Genomic DNA, 21,914 nt, shown 5'->3' with positions numbered 1-21,914 from the left:
ATTCTTGTATTTACGAATCATGAGACCCGTTTAATCTAACTTACTGCTCTCGGAACTGGACTCTGAACTGAGTCGCTTTCGGGTTTACCGACACTTCCGACAACGAAATACTTTCAAAACCACGAACAATCGCTTGCTTCCAAGGACCTTGTTTAAGGTTGACCTCAAGCCCGGCATCGTCGTACCAGTAAAAACGATAAAGAATATGTTGATCGCCTTTATAGTTACTGTTTAAACGAACGATTCCTCGCGTATGACCGTCGACCAGATCGGTGCGAATATCTTCAACCTGTAAACGGCTGCCCAATACCTTGTCACCAAAGAAAACGTTCTGAGTCAGACTATCGACCCTTACGCCAGCTGTATTATCAGCACAACCAGCCAGAGCCATAACCGCTGCTAAGCTCACTAACCACTTTTTCATTACAGCCTCCCTAGCTGTTTATGCCACATTGTTGCATTGTTTCCTTGTCGAGAAATCCACACCAAGGTGGTCTGCCCTTCTCGAATATCAAAGTCGTACGTTTTAGCGCCCGCTTCCAACGTATATTGACCGCTATTTGCTACAAACGTACTGCTCTTAATCTCTGCAGGTAATGATTGCCAACTGCGAGTGTCTGGTTGCTCTGTCAGTGTGTTCCACACGTTGAACAGAATATTACCGACATCATCGCCTTTGGTTGCTTCTTTTCGAATGCGATCTTTCGCGACTACACGTAGCGCTTGGCGAATAACAATGCTTGTCATACGTTCCGATAGATCGTTCTGCGCCATCGCGTTTACATCAGTGATCAAATGTTCTTGTAGCGGCTGTCCGCTGATTCGCAAGGCAGAAAAACGCTCTACGTTTTGACTTGGGTAATATGGCAGCGCAAGAGAGTATATTGCCCCCTGATCGCGACTGTCATAAACAGGCAAATCCAGTCGCCAACTGTCCATAGCTTGCACAGCGCTCTGCTCTTGAAGAACAATCACTCGCCCTTCACCTGCACTAAGTTTAGAAGATTGCTTATAGCGTTTTTCTAATGTTGCTAAATCTTGTCGCATCCCTAAACGAGCGGCTGTTGCCATGGTTCTATCGATGATTTCTTGGTTATCTGGCATCACAGCCAAAGCACGACGATAGTCAACGTAGGCGCTGTTTAAATCATTTGACGCTTCATAAAGCAGACCAGACAAGAACATCAGATACGCATTCTGTACTGACTGCAGTTTCTTACCCGCATCAGGGTAATTGGCAAGGATGCTACCCACATTGGCAGACAAGCCTTGCTTCTTCGCATCGCTGGCTGCTTTGTCTAACTCAGCCTCGCGTTGCTTCTTCGCTTGTTCTTGAACTTGGTTGGCGCGACGCATTTCGATCACCGCACCTTCTAAATCGTTTTTCTTGAGGTAATTTAAACCGAGATACAGATGAAGAAAGCCCAACTCGTAATCGGCTGGCACATACTCGGTAATATTGTCATTCACAGCCAACGCACCCACACTGGTTGCACTGTCTGAGATTGAGATCACGGCTTTGCGTTGCTGCTCAGTAACCGCCTGATCAGCCACTTCAAACGAAGCCTTACTCTCAGGGTATTTTTGATCCAGCAGATTAATTCTGCCTCTTTCAAAGTTATCAAGGATGTCGCCTGCCGCGTAATCTGGTAGCTCTTGCTGAGCCTCTGAATAATCTCCAGATTTAACGGCTTGGTAGATCGCTTTGTTTTGTGCGCTGTAATGACTGAACAGGCTTCCTGCAGACATACTCGCACAACCTACGGTCAACGCCGATAACAGGGCAATGGAAGCGAATCTAAACTGTTGCTTCACTTATCGTCTCCGTGCATGTTTAAAATGCCTACTTTATTAGGGTCTGCTGACCTTTAATGGTCTCATTATCAAAACGAAACGCGTTGTAAAAAGGATCTCAAGCCAGTTGAAACCCTACTGATTTAGCCTCTGCCTAGGCGATGCCGATGTTCAGACAACAGATAGAACTTAAAGTTGGCATACAAACTACAAATTTTCCAACTAACTACTTGTGTTAACCCACTAATGAGCGGGGTTAAACTAGCTCATTAGCTTTCATTAACTCGTTAGCTTTTCATTAGCTCATTAACTTTTTATTAGCTCATTAATAGGGGGCCAAGTGGACGGCCGCCAACCAAGTGCATGTGAATATGATAAACCTCTTGGCCACCGTGAGAGTTACAGTTCACGATAAGACGATAGCCATCTTCTGCAATGCCCTCTTCTTTTGCTAACTTGCGAGCAACAGTAAACATGCGCCCCATCATCGCTTCATCTTGGACTTCAACATCGTTAGTTGTCGGAATCAGCTTGTTTGGGATGATTAGGATATGGCTTGGCGCGCGAGGGTTAATATCGCGAAATGCGGTTACTAAATCGTCTTGGTATAGTAGATCTGCTGGGATTTCTTTGTTGATGATCTTAGTAAAAATGGTTTCTTCAGCCATGTTTCTCTCCGATAAAACATTTATTTTTTAATGCTTTGAGTATGCGCTATGCCGCATCAAACCACAATAAATCTGCTTTAAAGCATAATAAAAAACACCGTTCAAATCAAAAAAAACGAGCCTTAGCTCTCAAGAATGGCATGTTGGTTATAACTGAGCGCTATTTTTGACGTGTGCGTCATAAAATGCGTAAGCCGAGCTCAATAGAATGCTGATAATTTTGTTAGTTTTACTTTGACCTGACATTAGGTCTGCATTTTTATTTAGGGAGAAAGCCATGAAGGGATCTGTGATCAAGCGTATGTACGCTGGTTTCGCACTGATCATCATCATGTTCGCAGTCACGATAACCATCATGATGAACAGCATGAATCAGATACACAGCAATTTTGAGAGTGTCTCAGAAACCTCATTACCACTTGTCGCGCTTTCAAATCAAACGAGTGTTCAATTGCTTTCTGCTGATAAGTCATTCAAAGATTTCTTAACCACACAAAACGCTGAACGCATGTCTGCAATGCGTACAGAATTTGCTGCATCACAAAACTCGTTTTCAGAAGTTCTCGGTAGTTTAGAAGCGGCAAGCCAAAACAATGCTTCACTTGTTGAACGTATCGCGCAATTAAGAGCAATGGAAGAACGCTACTTCGCCGAAGCTGACGAAGCGATGAACAACTACGTCGCGATGTTCGAAGCACAAGAACAAGTACAAAAAGCGTCTCGTGACTTCCAACGCTTACATTCAGAATTAACCGTTGGTATGAAAGAGTACGTTGCCGACCAAAAAAGCATCTCTGTAAAAGTGATGGCAAAGAGCTACTTCATCAAACTGCAAGACGCAGAAGTTATTACCTCTGATGCACTTGCTAGCTCTGATGTTGCCTTCGTTCAAAAAGCCCTTAACCAAAACAAAAAGGCCGTTACTCATCTTAACTACGCTTATCGAGGTCTATCAACACAACTACCAGCACTTAAAAATGTCTTCGATGAGTCGGTTCAGAAGTTCACCAAAGACGTTGGTCAGAAAGGTGGCGTACTAGACAAACACAACAACTACCTACAAGCCAAACAAGCGTTGTACGTGAACATCGCTAACCTAGCTCTAGAAGTTGACCAAGCGATGGCTGTTTTGGACTCATTCAACGTGACCGCTGAAGAGCAACTTAACTCATCACTCGCTGACGCAAGCAGCATCTACGACAAAGGCCTATTCAACGCGATTGCCATTGGCATTGTTGTGACTGTGTTCGCTGCTGCGATTGGTTACCACATTGCACACAGCGTACGAGAGCCATTAACTCGCATCCTCGGTACATTAGAAGGTCTAACTGAAGGTGATATGACTCAGCGTATCGATATTCGCTACGACAACGAATTCAGCCGCGTGAGCCGTCACATCAACACCTTGGCTGACAACCTGCACAATATCCTTGTGAAGTTGAATGATGCTTCAGATGACTTAACTAAGACTGCAAGCGTCAACCAGAAGACGTCATCTGAAACGCAGGCTCAATTGAACAGCCAACGTGAGCAAACCGCGACTGTTGCGACCGCAATGACAGAGATGTCTCATTCTGTACAAGAAGTGGCGAACAGCGCGCAAAGCTCACTCACCATGGTTCAACAAGTAGAATCGGCTTCTGAGTCTGGTCGTCAGATCATGAACACCAACATCAGCACCATTAATCAGCTTGAAGTTCGCCTTACTGAATCAGTGGGCGCTGTAGGCGAGCTACAACAGATGAGTAGCCAGATTGGTTCAATCCTTGACGTTATTCGTGGTATTGCTGAACAGACCAACCTACTTGCACTTAATGCGGCAATCGAAGCAGCGCGTGCAGGTGAACAAGGTCGTGGTTTTGCAGTCGTTGCCGATGAAGTACGAGTGCTAGCACAGAAGACCACTCAATCAACCTCTGAAATCGAGACTATGATCAGCAATCTGCAATCAAGCTCGAAAACTGCAAGTAACGTAATTGAAAGCTGTATGAGCGATATGGACATGTCGGTTCAACAAGCTTCAAGTGCAAACAGTGCGATGGAAGAGATCCAAGCCTTGATTCTAGAGATCAGCCACATGAGTACACACATCTCTCAAGCAGCCGCTGAGCAGAGTGAAACGTCTGGTGATATTGCACGCAACATCGAAGACATCAACCACATCGCAGATAAGAGTTACCAAGCGATGTCTTCAATTGCGGAGGCAAGCCAAAACCTAACAATTTTGGCGAATCAGCAAGGTGATTTAGTGCATCAATTCAAACTATAGATAAATGAAGAATCGATAGATATTTAGTGAGATTGTTGAGACTTCTTACCCAATAGTGGTGACTAATTGAGCTAGGGCAACTTTTATCAAGGGTTGCCCTTGTTTTTTATGAGCTTTGTCATTATATGATTATTAAGGCTTGCTGCTTCCCGTTTTTTCTTTCACCTTTATGAGCGAGCCGCTATTAAGGAATTTATATGGCTGTTCATGTTGGCATTATCGATCAAGACCCCATTCGCTTGCTCACCCCATTACTTGATAACCGAACGGTCAGCACTCACATCGTGTTTATCGGTGACAAAAATCAAGTCAGTATGTACAAACGTTTAGACAGCGTTTTGCACAAGCGCGACATTACGAGTGAGTTTTTCGAAATTCCGACCATCGTAAATACATCTGTCATTAAAGAATCTATCCAAACCCTTGCCGAAGACCTCAAAGCACGCGGTCAAGAAGTGAAGCTCAACGCAAGTTGTGGCCTTCGTCACCGCCTACTTTCTGTGTACGAAGTATTCCGTACTTACCACTGGCCAATCTTCGTGGTTGAACCAAACAGTGACAAGCTGTGCTGGTTGTACCCGAATGGTAAAGAAGATGCACAAGTTCAGGACCGCATCACTATCGACGACTACCTGACTGTTTTCGGTGCTCGCGGTGAATTCAGCGATGTTCAGCTGTCTCCGCAACTGGATCAGAAACTTTATGAACTGGGTGAACGTTGGGCAAGTAACGCACTCGAATTAGGCCCTGGCCTTGCGACATTGAACTATTTAGCAACGACCTGCCGTAAAGAGCAGAAGCTTGATGTAGGGCTATCTGAGAAGCAACAAGGCTATCGCGAGCTCAACATGCTGCTGAGCGATTTGGTTGAAGCTAAAATTGCGACATACGACAATGGTATTTTGACCTTTGCCAATGAAGACGCGCGACGTTTTTCAAACGGTGAATGGCTTGAAACATTGGTTCACAGCACAGTTAAACAAATCCAAGATGACATGCCGACTATCCAAGACCGTTCTTTGAATGTTCAGGTATACCGTCAACTGGGTGAACGTGAGGTTCGTAACGAGCTTGATGTTGCCTCAGTAGTGAACAATAAGCTGCACATCATCGAATGTAAGACCAAAGGTATGCGTGATGATGGTGATGACACCTTGTACAAACTGGAATCGCTTAGAGACCTGCTAGGTGGCCTACAAGCACGTGCAATGTTGGTGAGCTTCCGCCCTCTTCGCCATAACGACATCACACGAGCTGAAGATCTTGGCCTTGCATTGATTGGCCCTGACGAATTGAAAGATCTTAAAACACACCTAACGGCATGGTTTACAGCTGCGGGTGGCAGTGAAGATCTAGAGTGCTAAAAACCAATAAGCTCATGAGAGCTCAATGCTCTTAAGCAGATTGTTAAAAAGGCGAATGACGATTAAATCACTCGCCTTTTTTGTTGTCTGTTTTCTCTATTGATTACTTTCAGACGGCACAAAAAAATGGCCGCATCATACGATGCGGCCATTTTCAAAATTTAATGTCACTTGAAGACTTAATGCTCTCTAAAACTCAGAGCACTTTAAGACTTAAAGCATTTTACGAGCAGCTTCTACAACCACTTTGATTGAGCGCGCTTCCGTTACTTTTAGAGTGTCGTGATCAGGCGTCTCTTTTTGAGTACGGTTGATGATTACACCAGCAACACAACCTGCTTTCAGACCAGAACTTGCACACATTGTTAGTAGTGTTGCAGATTCCATCTCGAAGTTCAGAACGCCCATGTCTTGCCATTCTTGCATAGAACCTTGGAAACGCTTAACAACGCGACCAGAGAACGTGTCGTAACGCTCTTGACCTGGGTAGAACGTATCACTTGAAGCCGTTACGCCCATGTGAACTGTTGCACCTGATTCATCAACTGCCGCTTTCATTGCTGTTGCAACTTCAAAGTCAGCCACTGCTGGGAACTCCATAGGAGCAAAGTGTAGGCTAGCGCCGTCTAGACGAACAGAACCTGTAGAAACAATCATGTCACCCACGTTTACGTGAGGTTGGATAGCACCAGTCGTACCAACACGTAGGAAAGTGCGAACACCAAGTTGAGCAAGCTCTTCAACTGCGATAGAAGTCGATGGACCACCAATACCTGTTGAACATACAACAACTGGTTTGCCGTCTAGCTCTGCGCGGTAAAGCGTGTATTCACGGTGACTAGCAAGGAATACTGGGTTCTCCATCTCTTCTGCAATTTTTTGCACACGAGCAGGATCACCAGGGATGATCGCAAGAGTAGCACCGTTAAGATCTGCTTCAGTAACACCTAAGTGGAAAACAGCTTGAGACATAGTTCGCTCCTTTTGGCTTATTGGGCTTTTTACCCTTATTTAAGCTCATAGTAAATTCGTGGGGTACGAACACACTCTAACCAAGCTCATTACAAAATGAAGTGACACATGTCACATGAATGATCGCAACAATAATTCAAGTTTCACAAAAAACCGATTGGCATCACAAAAATAAGCAATCCGCACGCCTATGTTGCATACTAATGAGACAAAAAGCGCCTTTAACGTATTACCGCTAAAGGCGCTTTTATATTAAGAATGCTCTATGTCGGTGAGCTCGATTTAGTCCGCTTTAGATTTAAATCGAAGCAGACGCAATGCGTTCAATGTCACCAATGCAGTTGCACCACTATCCGCTAAAACTGCCACCCACAAACCGGTAATACCTAACAAGCTTGTCACCAAGAATACGACCTTCAAACCAAGCGCAAGGGCTACGTTTTGACGGATGTTGTTCATGGTCGCTTGCGACAGTTCAATCATCGCTGGCAGCTCAGTTAAACGGTTATGAGTCAGTGCTGAATCCGCCGTTTCCAAAGCGACATCCGTACCACCACCCATTGCGATGCCGACATTCGCCGTTTTCATTGCTGGTGCATCATTAATGCCATCACCGACCATCGCCACGTGCGACTGTTGAGATAACTCCTCAACGTAAGATACCTTGTCGCTTGGCAATAGGCTTGCCTTGTACTGCATACCAATCTTGCTACTGATCGCTGCTGCACTGCGCGGATTATCGCCGGTCAACATGATAGATTGAATACCTAATTCATTAAGTCGTTCAATCGCAAGCTTAGCGTCACTGCGTAACGTATCTTGCCAAGCAATCAGACCAATCACCGTCGTAGCTTGCTCTGTTGATTCTTCTTGATCTTTAACCTCAAGAGCAACCACAACCGTCTTGCCCTCACCTTCTAATGCTTCTACCTGAGAAACCACATCGGCACCAAGTTCGAACGTGACTTTAGACGGTGACAGAACCTGATACTTAACACCATCAACATCCCCTTCAACACCACTACCAATCAACGCTTTCTTGTTGTGTGATTCAGGAATCTCAATATTCAGGTCTTTTACTTTAGCGACAAGTGACTGCGCCAACGGGTGAGTAGAGCCAACTTCAATCGCCCCAACCACACGCAGCATCGCGTCTTGTTGCCACCCCGATAGAGGTTGAATATCCGTAACCTGAGGCTTACCTTCGGTCAGTGTGCCTGTCTTATCGAAGGCGATGGTTTGGATTTTACCAAGCTGCTCTAGCGCTGCGCCGCCTTTAATGAGCGCGCCACGTTTCGCTGCTGCTGCTAAGCCAGAGGTAATCGCTGCAGGAGTCGAGATAACCAAGGCACACGGACAAGCAATCAACAATAGCGCTAGGCCACGGTAAACCCATGTTTCCCATGGCTGCGCAAACAACAATGGTGGCGTGATGATGACCAACAGAGCCACTACCATCATTAACGGTGTGTACCAACGGCTGAACTTATCGAGGAATCGCTCTAGTGGTGCTTTACGAGACTCTGCTTCTTCAATCAGATGAAGAATGCGATCGATCGCGTTCTCACCCTGTTTTGAAGTGATGGTGATACGAACCACTTTATCGACCACCACAGCGCCAGCCATGATGCTATTGCCTTCGATGTGTTCAACAGGAACAGATTCACCGGTTAACGCACTTTCATCAAAGCTTGCCGCGTCTGTAATCAATTGGCCGTCAGCAGGTAAACGAGAGCCCGCGGCCACTTCAATCACATCACCTGGAACCAGTTCACTGACTGCTACTTCTACACGCTCGCCGTTGATGATCTTAGTCGCGTTTTCTGGTACCAATGCCATTAGCGCTTGAACGCCACTTCTTGCTCTTGATGAAGCAAACGCTTCTAAGCGCTCACCAATCAAGAACAACAATAGAACCATCGCTGCTTCCGCAGTTTCGCCAAGGTACAAAGCACCCAGCGCGGCAACACTCATTAAGGTTTCAATAGCAAACGGTGTACCTGAACGCGCCAGCTGAACCGCTTTCTTCGCCACCGGATATAAACCAAGCAGACAAGTTACCGTAAACAAGCCTTCGCTTAATTGAGGAGAGGTACTTTTCAGAAGCGCCGCAAACAGCATTGCCGCTGCAATCGCGATAATCTGTAAATTAGGTTGGATATAAGCTTGCCAAAAAGTCTCAGGTTGTTGTTTTTCTTTCTTTGAACCGACTTCCGTAAGAGGGAAACCCGTTTTGATAGAGACCTGTTCAATGGTGTCAGCAAGGCTTTGATTATCGAATTTCACAACCAGCTTTTCGGTAGCAAAGAGAACCTTCGCTTGAATAACACCGTCAATATTGCTGATCGCGTTTTCTATTTTTCTTGCACAAGCTGGGCAGTCCATTCCGGCAACCAGCCAACTTTTCGAAAATTTGGCGTCGAGAGATAAAGTTGAGGACTGACTGTCTTCTTCTCCACTGTCCGACGAACTACAACAATCATCTCCAGACGATGACGAAGTAGCAGAAGAGCTACAACAACCAGATGAAGTACCTGCTGCTGTGATGCTTGAAATTTTAGGGCTAGAGCAACTTGCTCCTGCCGCTTGAGGTTGAACGTCCACTTTTGCTGAGCGGCACGCTGCATGTTTTGCGCACATAATGTATCTCCTTAATACTCAAAAGCCTTGAGGTTGTTGCTAACTCACGAGCAACAGAACCTTAAGTTCATCAAAAGTATAAACCTTGGAGGCTACTCCAAGGTCAAGAAGAAGTTTTCAAGAAAACAAAAATATTATGCCAGCGCCTATGGCTTACTGAGATTTAAGCTCCGCACACTCTTCACGGTTCGCCGATACATCATCAATAAGAACCGCATCGTGTGAACAGAATGGCTGAGTGTTCAAGCTGACAATCGACACATCATCTTCCACTGGATCAACTTGAGATCCTTGCATCAGTTCAGCGATATGATGTCGAAGCACCAAGATACCTAAAATTCCGAACAAAACATTACCCAAAGCTTGACCATAGAGAACACCCAAAGCGCCATACCACTCCGAACCTAGATATACGAACGGCAGAGTACCTAACGTCGCTTTACCCAAATTCAATGCTGTCGAGTAAAGCGGTTTACCTAGGTTGTTGAAAGACGTGTTGGCAACAAATAGCGCACCGTTAAAGGTGAAGGTTAACGCCACATAGGTACAGAAAGCTGCCACAATGATTGCTGCATCACCTTGTAGACTAAAACCTTGAATGACATAACCTTGAACGAAGTACAACAGAATACAAACAGCGATAGTGTATGCCGTAGTAACCAGCAATGAGTTATTGAGTGTTTCCTTCACTCGGTCCATGCGTTCAGCACCAAAGTTCTGACCAATGATTGGCCCCACAGCGCCAGACAAGGCAAAGATAACCGCAAAACAAACTGGCGTCAGACGACCTATCACGGCAAAGCCCGCGACAAAGTCCTCACCATATTGTGCGATACCCGTTGTTACAATCGCATTACCGATAGGCGTTGCGGTATTGGTGATAATCGCAGGCAGCGCAATCGCCAATATTGGTCGAATATTAATGCGCCATTGCACAAAAGAAGGGGGAGCCACCAGCTGATGGCTGCGAATAAGAGGATAAAGCGAAAAGAATAGCACCGAGAAACGAGCGACAACCGAAGCGATAGCCGCCCCTTCGATGTTCCAACCAAAACCAAAAATAAACAGAGGATCGAGAATCGCGTTAACAATGCCGCCAGACAAAGTTGCCCACATCGAACGCTTAGCATCACCTGCCGCTCTTAAGCCCGCACCCGCTGCCATCGCTAACGCCAAAAATGGACCACTAGGTAGCAAAATCTGTAGGTAAGCTTGAGCGCGTTCGGCTGCAATGCCTTTGGCGCCTATCGCGGCTAGCAGCTCTGGAATATAAGCGAACATGATTGCAGTTATGGTTGAACTGATAACAAACGCAGTCAGCATGATACTGGTGCTTAGGTTTCGAGCGTGCTCTTGATTCTTGGAGCCGATGGCTTTGGACACTAATGCGCCCATGGCAATGGAAGTACCGATAGAAACGGAGGTAGAAAAGAAAGTCAGCGTACCTGCAAAGCCTACCGCAGCAGCCAATTCAACCTGTCCGAGCATACTGATAAACAGCATGTCGAGCAGATCGACCACAAATAACGCCATCAAACCGACAGAGCCAGCCCCCGACATCACCAATATGTGGCGCATCGTTGAACCTTCAACAAACTTTGCCGTTTGATTTGACATGAAACCTCCAAAAGTTGGAATACCCAAGAGCTAAAGCCTAATCAGCTGTTCAACTGTTCAACTGTTCAACTGGCTAGGGATCCAAAAAGAAAGGATCGACCAAGAAAAGCGCTATACAGAAAAAAGGCGCTAGTGCGCCTTTTTTCGATTGAGAGTATTGAGAAAAATAATCGTTCTTAACACGCTACTATACCTGATGTTTGAAGCATTCTTCCAAGTTCTTGCCAATTGCTCTCAAAACATCAGTTCTGGTGATAATACCCACCAGTTTTCGATTATCGATCACAGGGTATGCTTTAGGTTTTCCAACCTGCATCATGTCCGCCAATTCAATAATGGATAAGTCAGGTGACACCGACAGCACTTCTTGGTACATACAGTCACCCACAAGGTGTGTGTCTTGGCAGAAGTAACTGACCTTCACAAGTTTCTCGAGTAAATCCTGCTCTGAAAGGAAGCCAATCACTTGTTCGTTATCATCGATTACGGGCCCACCCATATGGTGGCTACGCATCACTTTGTCTAACGCTAGACTTAACGGCATATCAGGAGTAAATGTCACAACCTGCTGCGTCATGTAATCTTTCACTTTAATAGAATGCATTGCGTTCTCCCTAAATACTTTGCGTCATATATTTTCTATCTTGTTAAGTTAATTGTTGTCTAAAATCTTGATTTTACTAAATGGATTTCAACAATTTTATTGATAGGCAAAACCTAACAAGACAAAAAAGTGAGACAAACAAAGGGTTGAGCACGTTTTCGAACGCCAGAAAAAAGAAAAAAAAGAGCCCTTACAAAGCCTTACTTTCCCTTGCTTAACCTTACTTAGCCGAGCTAGCCTGCGTAAATAAACCCTGTAATCTTCACCTCACTAATAATTAGAAATCCCGTTTTAGGAAGTTTATGCAACACGACAACAACATGTACGCGTATATTTACGCAGGTAACGACGGCACAGAAAACACACTCATCGCCACTATCGATAATCAAGAAAAACCGCTGATATCAAGCTGCGTTGATGAGATAAAACGCATGTCATGCTTAGCCATTGATTTAGCAGCAAAACACGACCTAAAAGTGAAGCTGGTGAAATATCAAAGAGAACAAGAGATCGACTTCGGCCTATTCGTTAAATAGTGAATCCGACACTGATTTGGTTAATCTCTAACTGGCAGCCATAGTAGCATTAGCAAGCGCAATAGCCGTGAATGGCTGCCGAATTCGACCTGACAAGCCTAACGGGTAAAGGCTATAATGATCAGACGGCGCCCTTGCCGATTTTCATTGTCCAAATACGGTTTACTATGTCTTCCCAAACCCCACCTAAAACGTATCTAACGAATTCCTTATCTAAGTTAAAAAGCTACTTTAGTGAGTTATTGGATTTCCAATCACGCATTTGGGTGGTTCATATCTTTGAAGACTCTATTACCGATCAGTCGTTTGTGATTAATGAAGATGGCTTTAAAGAACCGCTAGAGTGGATGAAAAAACGTGATTACCAAGCGAGAATGCTTGATCGTGTTGATAAGATGAAAATCTCACAGGTGATTGAGATTCAGTTCGAAGACAAAATGCATCGCTTGATGCGAGTGAAGTAGCTTTATTGTTTGGGCGTTCACGAAAAGCCCTTGCTAGAAATCAAGTATAAAAAGGCCAGCGCTCGCTGACCTTCTCTCATTGATTACAAACCACCATCTAACGCGCACAATACTCATGCCACAGGCGCACCGCTTTCTGGTATGCCTCAGTTTTATCGTGCGTTTCTGCAAAGAGAATGGCTGTCATGCTGTCGACAACGGTATTCGCCATTAGCGCCATATCTTCAGCCGATGTGCCAAGTACACATTGACTAGGAAGTGGCAGCTCTAGGTTCATCATCTCTTCCCAGTAGAACGATTCGACTTTGTCAGGAGAGCTCATCCATACCGTTTGGCTAACTTTAGGATTATATTCCGACTCACCGTTCATCCCTTTGAATGAAATCACCGAGTGGGATTTATTTCCGATAACATGCTCAACTTCCGCATGAAGTTGTGGAAAGCCAGGATGGAAACTGCCACGCAGACCTAAACGGCCACCACCAGGATTCAATGCTCGAACTACCGTGTTAATTGGTGTTCTCAAACCGTAGCGGTGTTTCCAACCAATCATGGTTTGTGCTTCGGGCGCAAAGTTAGCTAGCGGTAAATAAGCAATGCCGTCTTGTTCAAGAATCGACTTAGCATGTTCAGGGCTCTCAGCACTTTGCACACCGACATCTTGCAAATGGCTTTCAACGTGCGTCCTACCGCTCGGCTTATCCATATAGCCATGCATTAACACTTTATAGCCATTGTCAGCTAAGATTTTTGCCGCCAACAAGTTCCAAGGCTTGCCACTGGCGTTATCGTTACGCTTACCTGCATAACACGGCCAATCAATATCAGCGCCTAAATCTGGCACTCGAGATTGAAACGCTTTTACAAAGCCAGCGATCTCTTCATTGGTTTCATTCTGCACACGAATCAACATCAGTAGCATAGCCATTTGGTCGTCACCGACTTCTCCGCTTAAATACTCATCCATGATGCGGTAGGCTTGTTCGAACGATAAAGGCTTACGCCCTCTTTCTCCTCGTCCAACTGTACGAATACACTCTAAAATACTACTCATTGATTGTTTATTCTCTTCCGTTGATATCAATAAAATTCGAATACACTTTCGATTCTATGATACCCACCGTGCATTGCAAAGCGATTCAGTTGCTCTCGACCGAATTACCAATACGCGGATTGGTGTTCTAAAAGTAAACTTACTGGTGTAAAATTAGCGTATGTAATGCTAACCGCGACATATTGAGTAGTATCCCGATGACTGTAAAAAAAACGCTGAGCCAAAGAAAACGTGAATCGATCGTTGCCGCTGCTATCGCAGAGTTTACTGAGCATGGCTACAAGGCCACCAGCATGGATAAAATATCGAGTCGCGCAGAAGTATCAAAGCGCACCGTATACAATCACTTTGCCAGCAAAGAACTGCTTTTAGATGAGATTCTAGACAGCATTTGGAGCAAAACTCTGGCCGCAACGCATTTCCCATATCAAGCAGAACTGCCACTTGAAGAACAGCTTTCCTCGATAGCCAATCAAGAGCTTGAGTTACTTGAGTCTGAAGGCTTCATCGACCTGTCACGCGTTTTGTTCTCAGAGTATTTCCATAACGCAGAACTGGCGCATCAAGCGATGGAAAAATATTCCCAAGCAGAAAGTGGACTTACAACCTGGATTAAAGCCGCGTTGGCAGACGGTCGTTTAGTAGAACTAGACCCACAATTCGCCTCCACGCAGTTCATTGGTCTGCTTAAGTCTTTTGCGTTTTGGCCGCAAATCATTGGTCATGTGCCGTCACCGGATGCTGCACACAAGCAAGTGCTCATTACTTCAAGTGTCGAGATGTTCCTTAAACAATATCAGGCGTGATTTTGGTGGTTGACGAGAATTCAACCACAATAAAACCATCACTGGTATCCGCTGTTATTTTCCCTATACTGCAACCCACTTTCGTCATTACGACTCAGTAAAACTTCAACTTTAGGTAGCCCTATGATTACTTTCACCACCAACTTTGGCGATATCGAGATTGAACTGAACCTTGAAAAAGCGCCAGTAACGTCGAAAAACTTCCTTAAATACTGCCAAGACGGTTTCTACGAAGGCACGACATTTCACCGTGTTATTGAAGGTTTCATGATTCAAGGTGGTGGTCACACTATCGACATGACAGAAAAACCAACTCGCGCCCCAATCGTCAACGAAGCAAACCGTGGTTTGAAGAATGTGATTGGTTCTGTGGCAATGGCTCGGACTGATGCACCACATTCTGCAACGGCGCAGTTCTTCATCAACCTTGATGACAACGATTTCCTAGATCACACCTCAACAACCAATGCTGGCTGGGGTTACGCGGTATTCGGTAAGGTTTCAGCAGGTATGGATGTGGTAAACAAAATTGCGAAAGCACCAACAACCATTCGCTGGGGACACGAAGATGTGCCTTGCGAAGATATTGTGATTACAAAAGTCACTATTCGCGACTAATTCATTCACGTCCTTTCCCGCCCCTAGTGCATTCGAATTGATGGCATAAAGAAAAGAAGGCTGTGCGATAGGACTATGGTGGTAAGGGTTCGACTTTACCACCTGTATTTAAAGCTCGTTGTTAGAATAGTTACCAGCGAGAACGATAAGTACGGTGACACCCTTTGCACGTCTTATTCGCAGAATTTAACCCTTGCTCTGCACTCGACAAGTCTTGTTCAACACTCGCCTGATAAGGCTCAGAAAAGCACTTGAAGAACAACTCGTTCCTATCCCCGTTCGTTTAAACAAAGAGTTGATGAACGAGTTAGATGCTGAAGAGCAACAACAAATGCTCAAGCTACTTCAGAAAGTAGTCGCGGCAATCTGATCTTACCGCGTTCACTGCTTAGCAAGCTTAGTGCTTAGAAATTATTACACTCTGAACGTGTATTGAAAAACAACCCACACTCGGCCTTGCGCCGAGTGTTTTATTTTCGTCTCGACCATTTGATATAGCAAAATAGTGAAGCAATGATCACCGCCCCACCGAGCAGCTTCTGCATCTCTACACTTTCGCCAAGCACACTCACACTTAACAGCAGCGTCCACACAGGCTCAAGAATCATGATCAATGCCGCCACTTCCATGTTCACGGAGTGCTGACCGACCGTTTGTAGCAAGTAACGAATAGACGTTGCGATCACCGCAGAGACAATAAACCAGAAGACTAAGGTTTTGGTGATTTCGAACTCCGGCTGAGCTGTCATAGAAGCAAAGGTTAAACCACTCACACCCACTACAAACAGCTGCACACAAATTGATGCGATAGGTTTGATATTGGTAATCACACGCTTGTTCATCACAAAGTGAACAGACAACAACATCGATGCTAGTAAGAAGTAAATCTGACTCTGCTCAACATGCCAGCCGTTGCCCAAAGTCAGCAGTAGCATGCCAATAATCGCAATAGGGAAAGACATCCAAAACGCACGATTAGGCTGAACTCGAAATAAAATCCAAGAAACAAACGGCGCAATGATCATGGCTAAGCTCATGATGAATGCCCCTTCCGACAAGCTTTCAGTCACCGAAACTGCAAACACCCATACCTGCAATGAGGCAGACAACAACAAACCCACGCCGCAAAGAGACAGAATCTGCTTAAACGAAAGCTTACGAATATGGTGAATACAAAATGGCAGAAGAATAAGACTCGCGACGAGGAATCGCACACCAATGAACACTGGCCCAGGCATTTCTAATACCACCAGCTTAGATGCAATCCATCCCACCCCAGCTAGCAGGGTGGCAAATAGAAGGTAAAGCTCTCCGCGCATCGCTTTCACGTTCATCATTTTACTTAGTCCAATAACAAAAAAAGCAACCCGACTCTGCAAGGTTGCTTTTTATAAACATTCAACAGGATCGAGATACTATCTCAATACTCTGCTTCAGGCAGCTGTTTTTAGCCTGCGTATTCTGGGTAATCCGTTAAACCTTTTTCAGCACCACCGAACAATGTGTTTGGATCGTGCGCTGCAAGTGGGTAACCATTTTGAATACGAGCTGGTAAATCTGGGTTCGCAACGAATGGACGACCAAAACCAACCATGTCAGTTACGCCTTCAGCAACGGCTTTTTCGCCACGCTCGCTATCGTATTTACCCGCATAAATAAGGACACCCTCGTAGGCTTCACGAACTGCTGCTTTAAATGCTTTTGGCGTTTCAGGTGCATCGTCCCAATCAACTTCTGCAATGTGTAGGTAAACAATTTTGTATAGGTTAAGTAGTGCTGCCGCCGCTGTGTAAGTCTCTACTGGTGTAGCGTCAACCGTACCATTCAACGATGTGAACGGAGCAAGGCGGACACCAACACGGTCAGCACCAATCGCTTCAACCATAGCTTCAACCACTTCGCCTAGGAAACGTAAACGGTTTTCAATTGAACCACCGTATTCGTCAGTGCGGTTGTTTGCTTCAGAATCGATGAATTGGTTGATTAAGTAACCATTCGCTGCGTGAAGTTCGATACCATCAAAGCCTGCTTCAACCGCATTCAAAGCCGCTTGGCGATACTGTTCAACCACCTCTTTGATGTCTTGTTTCGTCATTTCACGAGGTTCAACCACATCAACAAAGCCCGGTTCATCAGTACCGTTATCGATGAATACCTTTACGTTTTGTGCTTTAAGTGCAGAAGACGAGATTGGCTGTTCACCACCAATGTTGTCTGGGTGTGTTACACGGCCTACATGCCAAAGTTGAGCGAAGATAACGCCCTCTTTTTCATGTACGGCATCAGTCACTTTTTTCCAACCAGCGATCTGCTCATCAGAATAGATACCCGGAGTCCAAGCATAGCCTTGACCCATAGGTGAAATTTGTGTGCCTTCAGCAATAATCAAACCTGCAGAAGCACGCTGAGCGTAGTAAGCCGCCATCATATCGTTTGCTGAATTACCAGGTTGCGTTGCGCGAGAACGCGTCATCGGTGGCATAACAATACGGTTTTTAAGCTCGATATTACCAAGTTGAATTGGTTGAAATAGTGCGTTTGTCATTGTTATATCCTCGATTAACCTAGTTGAATCAGTTCGATTTGGTAGCCGTCTGGGTCAGTAATAAAAGCGATATGAGTTGAGCCGCCTTTCACTGGACCCGCTTCGCGAGTGACGTTGCCACCTAGCGATTTGATTTTGTCACATGCTGCGTAAATATCTTCTACACCCAATGCCAGATGACCAAACGCGCTGCCCATCTCGTACTCATTCGTATCCCAGTTGTACGTTAGCTCGATAGTCGTGCCGCCTTGCTCATAGCCAACAAAAACCAATGTGTAGCGGTACTCTTTGTTTTCGTGGCGTTCAAGTTCCTTCATTCCCAATACCTTGGTGTAGAACTCGATAGACTTGTCTAAATCAGTAACTCGGATCATTGTGTGTAGGAATTTCATATTTCGCCCTTTTTAGCCCAGCAACCTGAGCCGATATAATCGTGAGTGGAGGTTACCCACTTCTTTGTTAGGGTTAATATACGAGCTGACAGCAAATAAATGAAATTATCATAAATTCTCATTGTGATAATTTTTTATTATAACTCACTTAATACAAGTGATTTGTTAAGAAGATATTTGGCAAACAAAAGATAGGGCGACGATCAGAAAGCGGAGCGCCAACTGTTTAGTGATTTAGACATGTCATTAGTCGTATTGATGATCTGCTCTCTCAACCACTTATGTGCCGGATCGGTGTTCTGTTTTTTCAACCAAATGAGGTAATGAGAGATAGGCTGATAATCGAAAGGCGGTTTGAACAACTGTAACCCAAGACGTTCCTGATACTGGATCGCCATAGAAAGCGGCACAACAGTGATGTAATCAGTCTGGCTACACAGCATTAGGTTACTGGCCATAGAGCTGCCGTGAATTACAATTTTACGCGAGGATAAGTCTAACGAAGTGTAGTGAGTCAAACTTCTTACTTGGCGACGTGTTCTGGCTAAAACCGCATGTTGCTCACTGAGATATTGCGCCTCGGTGATCTCACCTTTGATCCTAGGGTGCCCATTTCGGCAAACAATCACAAACTCACTGTCGTAGAGCTTTTCGCTCATCATGCTTGAATGCTCAGGCAACACAATGTCGATCATCAAATCAAACTTCTGAGTTAATAGATCCTCATGGACTTGATCATCACTATCTGGTTGGTCATACACCTCAAGAGATAAGCCTTGGTTAGATAACTGAGAAAATCGATCGAGCAACATCCACTTTAAATGTTCGGGAACCGAAGCCACAAACCTGCGCTCTGTACTCGCTTCATCAAACCCAGCCATACCTTGAAACACGCCGTTGAGCTCGTGTATTGGCGCTTTGATTTGCTCATACAAGCTTTGCGAGTAAGCAGTAGGCACAACCCCTCGCCCACTGCGCACAAACAACTCTTGGCCAATTTCATTTTTCAGTCGGCCGAGCGCAGTGCTGATCGTCGATTGATTGGTATTCAAATGATCGGCAGCCTTACTCAAACTGCCCTGCTCCATCACCGCTGAAAACACAGCCAATAAGTTAAAATTCGGAATGTCATTACTCATGATTCAGTGCTCATTTGGCGATAGATTTCATTATCTTATCGTAAAAGCGATAGAATGAAACAACGGATGCTCATTGAGAAAACAAAACTGAGAAGGAAGCATCATATGGTAAAGAGCAAAAATGTCAGAACAACTCACTCTTTCGAATAGCTGCCACATTCGCCAGATTGGAATCTAAATCTCTTCGCTGTGCCAGTAACGCTTAATCCACCCAAACTCACCCTAGACTGGTCGGAGTATTCAATATTTCCGTCCTGCCTTATTGATACTTTTATAGCCACTTCTATGATCCAGGCTAATTAAATAGACATATTTTATAAGCCGAGTTTGAGCCTGTTCAAATAAACCCACCTCACGTTTAAGCAACCACTCAATTCATCGTAATTACGATAATTCAATATCGCAATAATGCGTAGATAGCACCAGTTACACTTCCTATTATTTCGCCAACAAATCAATTCTTAACCTAAACAGAAAACCTAAAAATGTGTAGATGATGGTGTTGCACACATCACGGAAGACGGCCTTAAAACCCAATGCAGCAAACGAACCTATCAATGGTAGACGTTACTTAAGAATGATTTCGCCAGGTGTTTTTAACACTCTATTCGCGAGAATGCGTTGTCTACGTGGTCAAAGCGATTTTTAATTGTCATCTAGTACTTTTGACTCAGTAGGTCTATACGGTTACGTGAGTTCAACACCTCTTTCAGATGTCTTCTAAAAGTCTTGTACCAAGGCTGCACTTTCTCTCTCCTTATTTAGGTTGAGATATGAACTTTATAAAAATCGTTTTCCAGAAAATCTGGGCCGTTGTGATGGTCTTGATTAAATTCTGCCTGTTTATGGCAGTGATGTTTGCGGGAGCATGGGCTCTTGCACCATTAGGCACAATCCATTCTAAAGACATCGACATGTCTCAATTCAACAATCATCCCAATGAAATGATGATGAACTTCTTCCAGATGGAGTCCTTCTCTGGTTACTTGTTCTCAGTGACCATTGCTGTGGTTTTAGCCGGTGTTTACGGCATGTGGCAGTTGCATGAACTGGGTGTGCATAAAGCAAAAGAGCACAAAAGCGCTCACGTTCAAATCGTGTTTGCACTGTCACTTTGCGGACTCTTCATCAGCAAAACATTCTGGGTTATCGCATTGGTTATCGCATTGGCGAACTGGAAACATATTGGTCAATCACTGAGTGATGTGATTCGCCGTGGTGTTCAGCCTAAACAAGACGCGACCAATACAGAGACAGCCGCAGTCCACGTATCACCTGAACAACCGGTAACAGAGCCGTCTTCAGTAGAGCAATCTTCAAAAGAACAGGCTTCAGAAGAAAAGACTCCAACAACACCATCCGCTACAGAAAAAGAGGTCGCATAATGAAAGAGATGATGATTCCATACATCCTAATTGTATGGTCACTGTTTGCGACAGGCGCACTTAAGAAGAACTTCAAGAACTACACATGGGCTGCCATTGGCGGCGTAACGATTCTTGCGGTATTAGCGGTTATCTCTCGCTTGTGGGCACCCGTTGATCTAACCAACTCAACCACAGTGAAAGCACCACACGCGGTAATGTCACCGATCTTTGGCCAGCAGATCGACCAAGTGCTTGTTGAACACAACCAAATGGTTAAAGAAGGCGACGTAATTTACACACTCGTCGACATTGACTCAGCCGCAGACAAAGCAAAGATCGAATCTTCAATTGTTCAGAAAGAAGAAGAAATCAAGCAAATGACTCGCGACTTAGAGCGTGCTGAAACGTCACCTGAAATCTTCAATATGCGTGACGTAGAAAAGTACGACTCAGATCTTCGAGTGCTGCACGCTGAACTTGTGTCGTTAAAAGCCGATCTACAAAAAGTGAACTGGGCGCAAGAGAAGAAAACCATTAGAGCTGAGTTTGATGGTCAGGTATCGATAGTGAATATTGCTGAAGGTTCTGTCATGGGTAACATGCACCTCTACAACACCAGCAAAAAGTTTCTTGAGATGCGTATTTCAGACCAAACTTATGGCTATGTTCAAGTAGGAGACTTCGCTGAGTTCTTCGTTGATGCATACCCAGGCCACGTGTTCCGAGCAAAAGTACACAGCTTTAATGCCGGTACCGGTGAGTCGAGTATTTCTCCACTTCAGGGGCCACAAAGCGTCGGTCAACACGTGGTAAGAAACGGCAATGGTTTAGGTCGTACTATCGTACTTGAGATCATTGAACCAGAAGGTTACAACATCCCTATTGGTTCAACTGGCGCGGCTTGGATCTCAGCTGAGAAGCCACATCCGTTCTGGGGCTTCATCGATGTAATCGGTGCAGCAACGGTTCGCCTACAATCTTACAAGTCATACTTAGGTGCTTGGTAAACGATTAGCTCTTGATAAGCAATTAAATATTCAATGATTTGGCTGTTATTCACTCGTA

Annotated in this window: 20 protein-coding genes and 2 pseudogenes; 9 read left to right on the top strand and 13 right to left on the bottom strand. The window is 44.9% G+C overall.

The features are described 5' to 3' along the window. Positions 1-40 precede the first annotated feature (40 nt). From AB4512_RS06195 to hinT, 3 genes are all read right to left on the bottom strand, one after another. Positions 41-424: a YcfL family protein gene (locus AB4512_RS06195; RefSeq protein WP_017060222.1), complete on the bottom strand. Its 384-nt coding sequence runs from the start codon at positions 422-424 to the stop codon at positions 41-43. Next, positions 424-1,815 carry a COG3014 family protein gene (locus AB4512_RS06190; protein ID WP_017065296.1) on the bottom strand — a complete coding sequence of 464 codons (1,392 nt, stop codon included), beginning with the start codon at positions 1,813-1,815 and terminating at the stop codon, positions 424-426. The genes AB4512_RS06195 and AB4512_RS06190 overlap by 1 nt, the downstream gene beginning before the upstream one ends. A 296-nt stretch (positions 1,816-2,111) precedes the next feature. After that, positions 2,112-2,462, bottom strand: a complete 351-nt coding sequence (gene hinT, locus AB4512_RS06185) for a purine nucleoside phosphoramidase (protein WP_017060220.1) — start codon at positions 2,460-2,462, stop codon at positions 2,112-2,114. 277 nt (positions 2,463-2,739) lie between these two features. Here hinT and AB4512_RS06180 point away from each other — a divergent pair, with 277 nt between their 5' ends. Then, complete coding sequence (locus AB4512_RS06180; protein ID WP_017068093.1) at positions 2,740-4,731, top strand: methyl-accepting chemotaxis protein; 1,992 nt, start codon at positions 2,740-2,742, stop codon at positions 4,729-4,731. A gap of 197 nt (positions 4,732-4,928) precedes the next feature. Continuing rightward, positions 4,929-6,095, top strand: a complete 1,167-nt coding sequence (locus AB4512_RS06175) for a DUF1887 family protein (RefSeq protein WP_017060218.1) — start codon at positions 4,929-4,931, stop codon at positions 6,093-6,095. Between the two features lie 213 nt (positions 6,096-6,308). Here the strand turns inward: AB4512_RS06175 and udp are convergent, their stop codons facing one another. From udp to AB4512_RS06155, 4 genes are all read right to left on the bottom strand, one after another. Further along, positions 6,309-7,067 (bottom strand): uridine phosphorylase, encoded by a 759-nt coding sequence (udp, locus tag AB4512_RS06170; RefSeq protein WP_017065292.1) that lies wholly within the window; start codon positions 7,065-7,067, stop codon positions 6,309-6,311. A gap of 282 nt (positions 7,068-7,349) precedes the next feature. Next, the gene (locus AB4512_RS06165) at positions 7,350-9,707 is read right to left on the bottom strand and encodes a zinc/cadmium/mercury/lead-transporting ATPase (protein ID WP_029236439.1); all 2,358 of its coding nucleotides are present in this window, start codon (positions 9,705-9,707) and stop codon (positions 7,350-7,352) included. 153 nt (positions 9,708-9,860) lie between these two features. Continuing rightward, positions 9,861-11,324: an MATE family efflux transporter gene (locus AB4512_RS06160; RefSeq protein WP_371724662.1), complete on the bottom strand. Its 1,464-nt coding sequence runs from the start codon at positions 11,322-11,324 to the stop codon at positions 9,861-9,863. A gap of 187 nt (positions 11,325-11,511) precedes the next feature. Continuing rightward, positions 11,512-11,928 (bottom strand): CBS domain-containing protein, encoded by a 417-nt coding sequence (locus AB4512_RS06155; protein ID WP_017060213.1) that lies wholly within the window; start codon positions 11,926-11,928, stop codon positions 11,512-11,514. 302 nt (positions 11,929-12,230) lie between these two features. Here AB4512_RS06155 and AB4512_RS06150 point away from each other — a divergent pair, with 302 nt between their 5' ends. Together AB4512_RS06150 and AB4512_RS06145 are read left to right on the top strand one after the other, a co-directional pair. Beyond that, the gene (locus tag AB4512_RS06150) at positions 12,231-12,464 is read left to right on the top strand and encodes a hypothetical protein (RefSeq protein ID WP_017060212.1); all 234 of its coding nucleotides are present in this window, start codon (positions 12,231-12,233) and stop codon (positions 12,462-12,464) included. Positions 12,465-12,631: 167 nt separating this feature from the next. Beyond that, entirely contained in the window at positions 12,632-12,928 is a 297-nt protein-coding gene (locus AB4512_RS06145; protein WP_029235295.1) for a hypothetical protein, read from the top strand. 97 nt (positions 12,929-13,025) lie between these two features. On the opposite strand, the gene AB4512_RS06140 is transcribed toward AB4512_RS06145, so the two are convergent. Then, on the bottom strand, positions 13,026-14,012 hold the full coding sequence (locus AB4512_RS06140) for a glycosyl transferase family protein (RefSeq protein WP_081324522.1): 987 nt from the start codon (positions 14,010-14,012) through the stop codon (positions 13,026-13,028). 167 nt (positions 14,013-14,179) lie between these two features. Between AB4512_RS06140 and AB4512_RS06135 the strand changes: the two genes are divergently transcribed. Then, positions 14,180-14,788, top strand: a complete 609-nt coding sequence (locus AB4512_RS06135; RefSeq protein WP_017066785.1) for a TetR/AcrR family transcriptional regulator — start codon at positions 14,180-14,182, stop codon at positions 14,786-14,788. Positions 14,789-14,911: 123 nt separating this feature from the next. Beyond that, positions 14,912-15,406 (top strand): peptidylprolyl isomerase, encoded by a 495-nt coding sequence (locus tag AB4512_RS06130; RefSeq protein ID WP_017060208.1) that lies wholly within the window; start codon positions 14,912-14,914, stop codon positions 15,404-15,406. 130 nt (positions 15,407-15,536) lie between these two features. Here AB4512_RS06130 and AB4512_RS06125 read toward each other — a convergent pair. Continuing rightward, positions 15,537-15,653: pseudogene (locus AB4512_RS06125) on the bottom strand (cytochrome c); the annotation flags it as partial. On the opposite strand from AB4512_RS06125, the pseudogene AB4512_RS06120 reads away from it, so the two are divergent. Further along, positions 15,651-15,776, top strand: a pseudogene (locus tag AB4512_RS06120) (MarR family transcriptional regulator); the annotation flags it as partial. The pseudogenes AB4512_RS06125 and AB4512_RS06120 sit on opposite strands and share 3 nt — an antisense overlap. Positions 15,777-15,876: 100 nt before the next feature. On the opposite strand, the gene AB4512_RS06115 reads toward AB4512_RS06120, so the two are convergent. The 4 genes from AB4512_RS06115 to AB4512_RS06100 form a co-directional block, all read right to left on the bottom strand. Further along, the gene (locus AB4512_RS06115) at positions 15,877-16,743 is read right to left on the bottom strand and encodes a DMT family transporter (RefSeq protein ID WP_372174630.1); all 867 of its coding nucleotides are present in this window, start codon (positions 16,741-16,743) and stop codon (positions 15,877-15,879) included. A 110-nt stretch (positions 16,744-16,853) separates the two neighbouring features. Beyond that, positions 16,854-17,951: an alkene reductase gene (locus AB4512_RS06110; RefSeq protein WP_017065285.1), complete on the bottom strand. Its 1,098-nt coding sequence runs from the start codon at positions 17,949-17,951 to the stop codon at positions 16,854-16,856. Positions 17,952-17,965: 14 nt separating this feature from the next. Further along, positions 17,966-18,343 (bottom strand): lactoylglutathione lyase, encoded by a 378-nt coding sequence (gloA, locus tag AB4512_RS06105; RefSeq protein ID WP_017066787.1) that lies wholly within the window; start codon positions 18,341-18,343, stop codon positions 17,966-17,968. A gap of 203 nt (positions 18,344-18,546) precedes the next feature. Then, positions 18,547-19,482, bottom strand: a complete 936-nt coding sequence (locus AB4512_RS06100) for a LysR family transcriptional regulator (RefSeq protein ID WP_102394217.1) — start codon at positions 19,480-19,482, stop codon at positions 18,547-18,549. Between the two features lie 773 nt (positions 19,483-20,255). Between AB4512_RS06100 and AB4512_RS06095 the strand changes: the two genes are divergently transcribed. After that, a complete protein-coding gene (locus AB4512_RS06095; protein ID WP_017065282.1) occupies positions 20,256-20,867 on the top strand; it encodes a hypothetical protein in 612 nt (203 codons plus the stop codon). Continuing rightward, a complete protein-coding gene (locus AB4512_RS06090) occupies positions 20,867-21,856 on the top strand; it encodes an efflux RND transporter periplasmic adaptor subunit (RefSeq protein WP_372174628.1) in 990 nt (329 codons plus the stop codon). Before AB4512_RS06095 ends, AB4512_RS06090 begins: the two co-directional genes overlap by 1 nt. Positions 21,857-21,914: the final 58 nt, after the last annotated feature.

This window comes from Vibrio sp. 10N.222.52.B7 (genome assembly GCF_041474275.1).
Taxonomy (GTDB): Bacteria; Pseudomonadota; Gammaproteobacteria; order Enterobacterales; family Vibrionaceae; genus Vibrio; species Vibrio crassostreae_C.
Note: the sequence above shows the minus strand (reverse complement) of the source record. Positions and strands in the feature narration are given on the sequence as shown.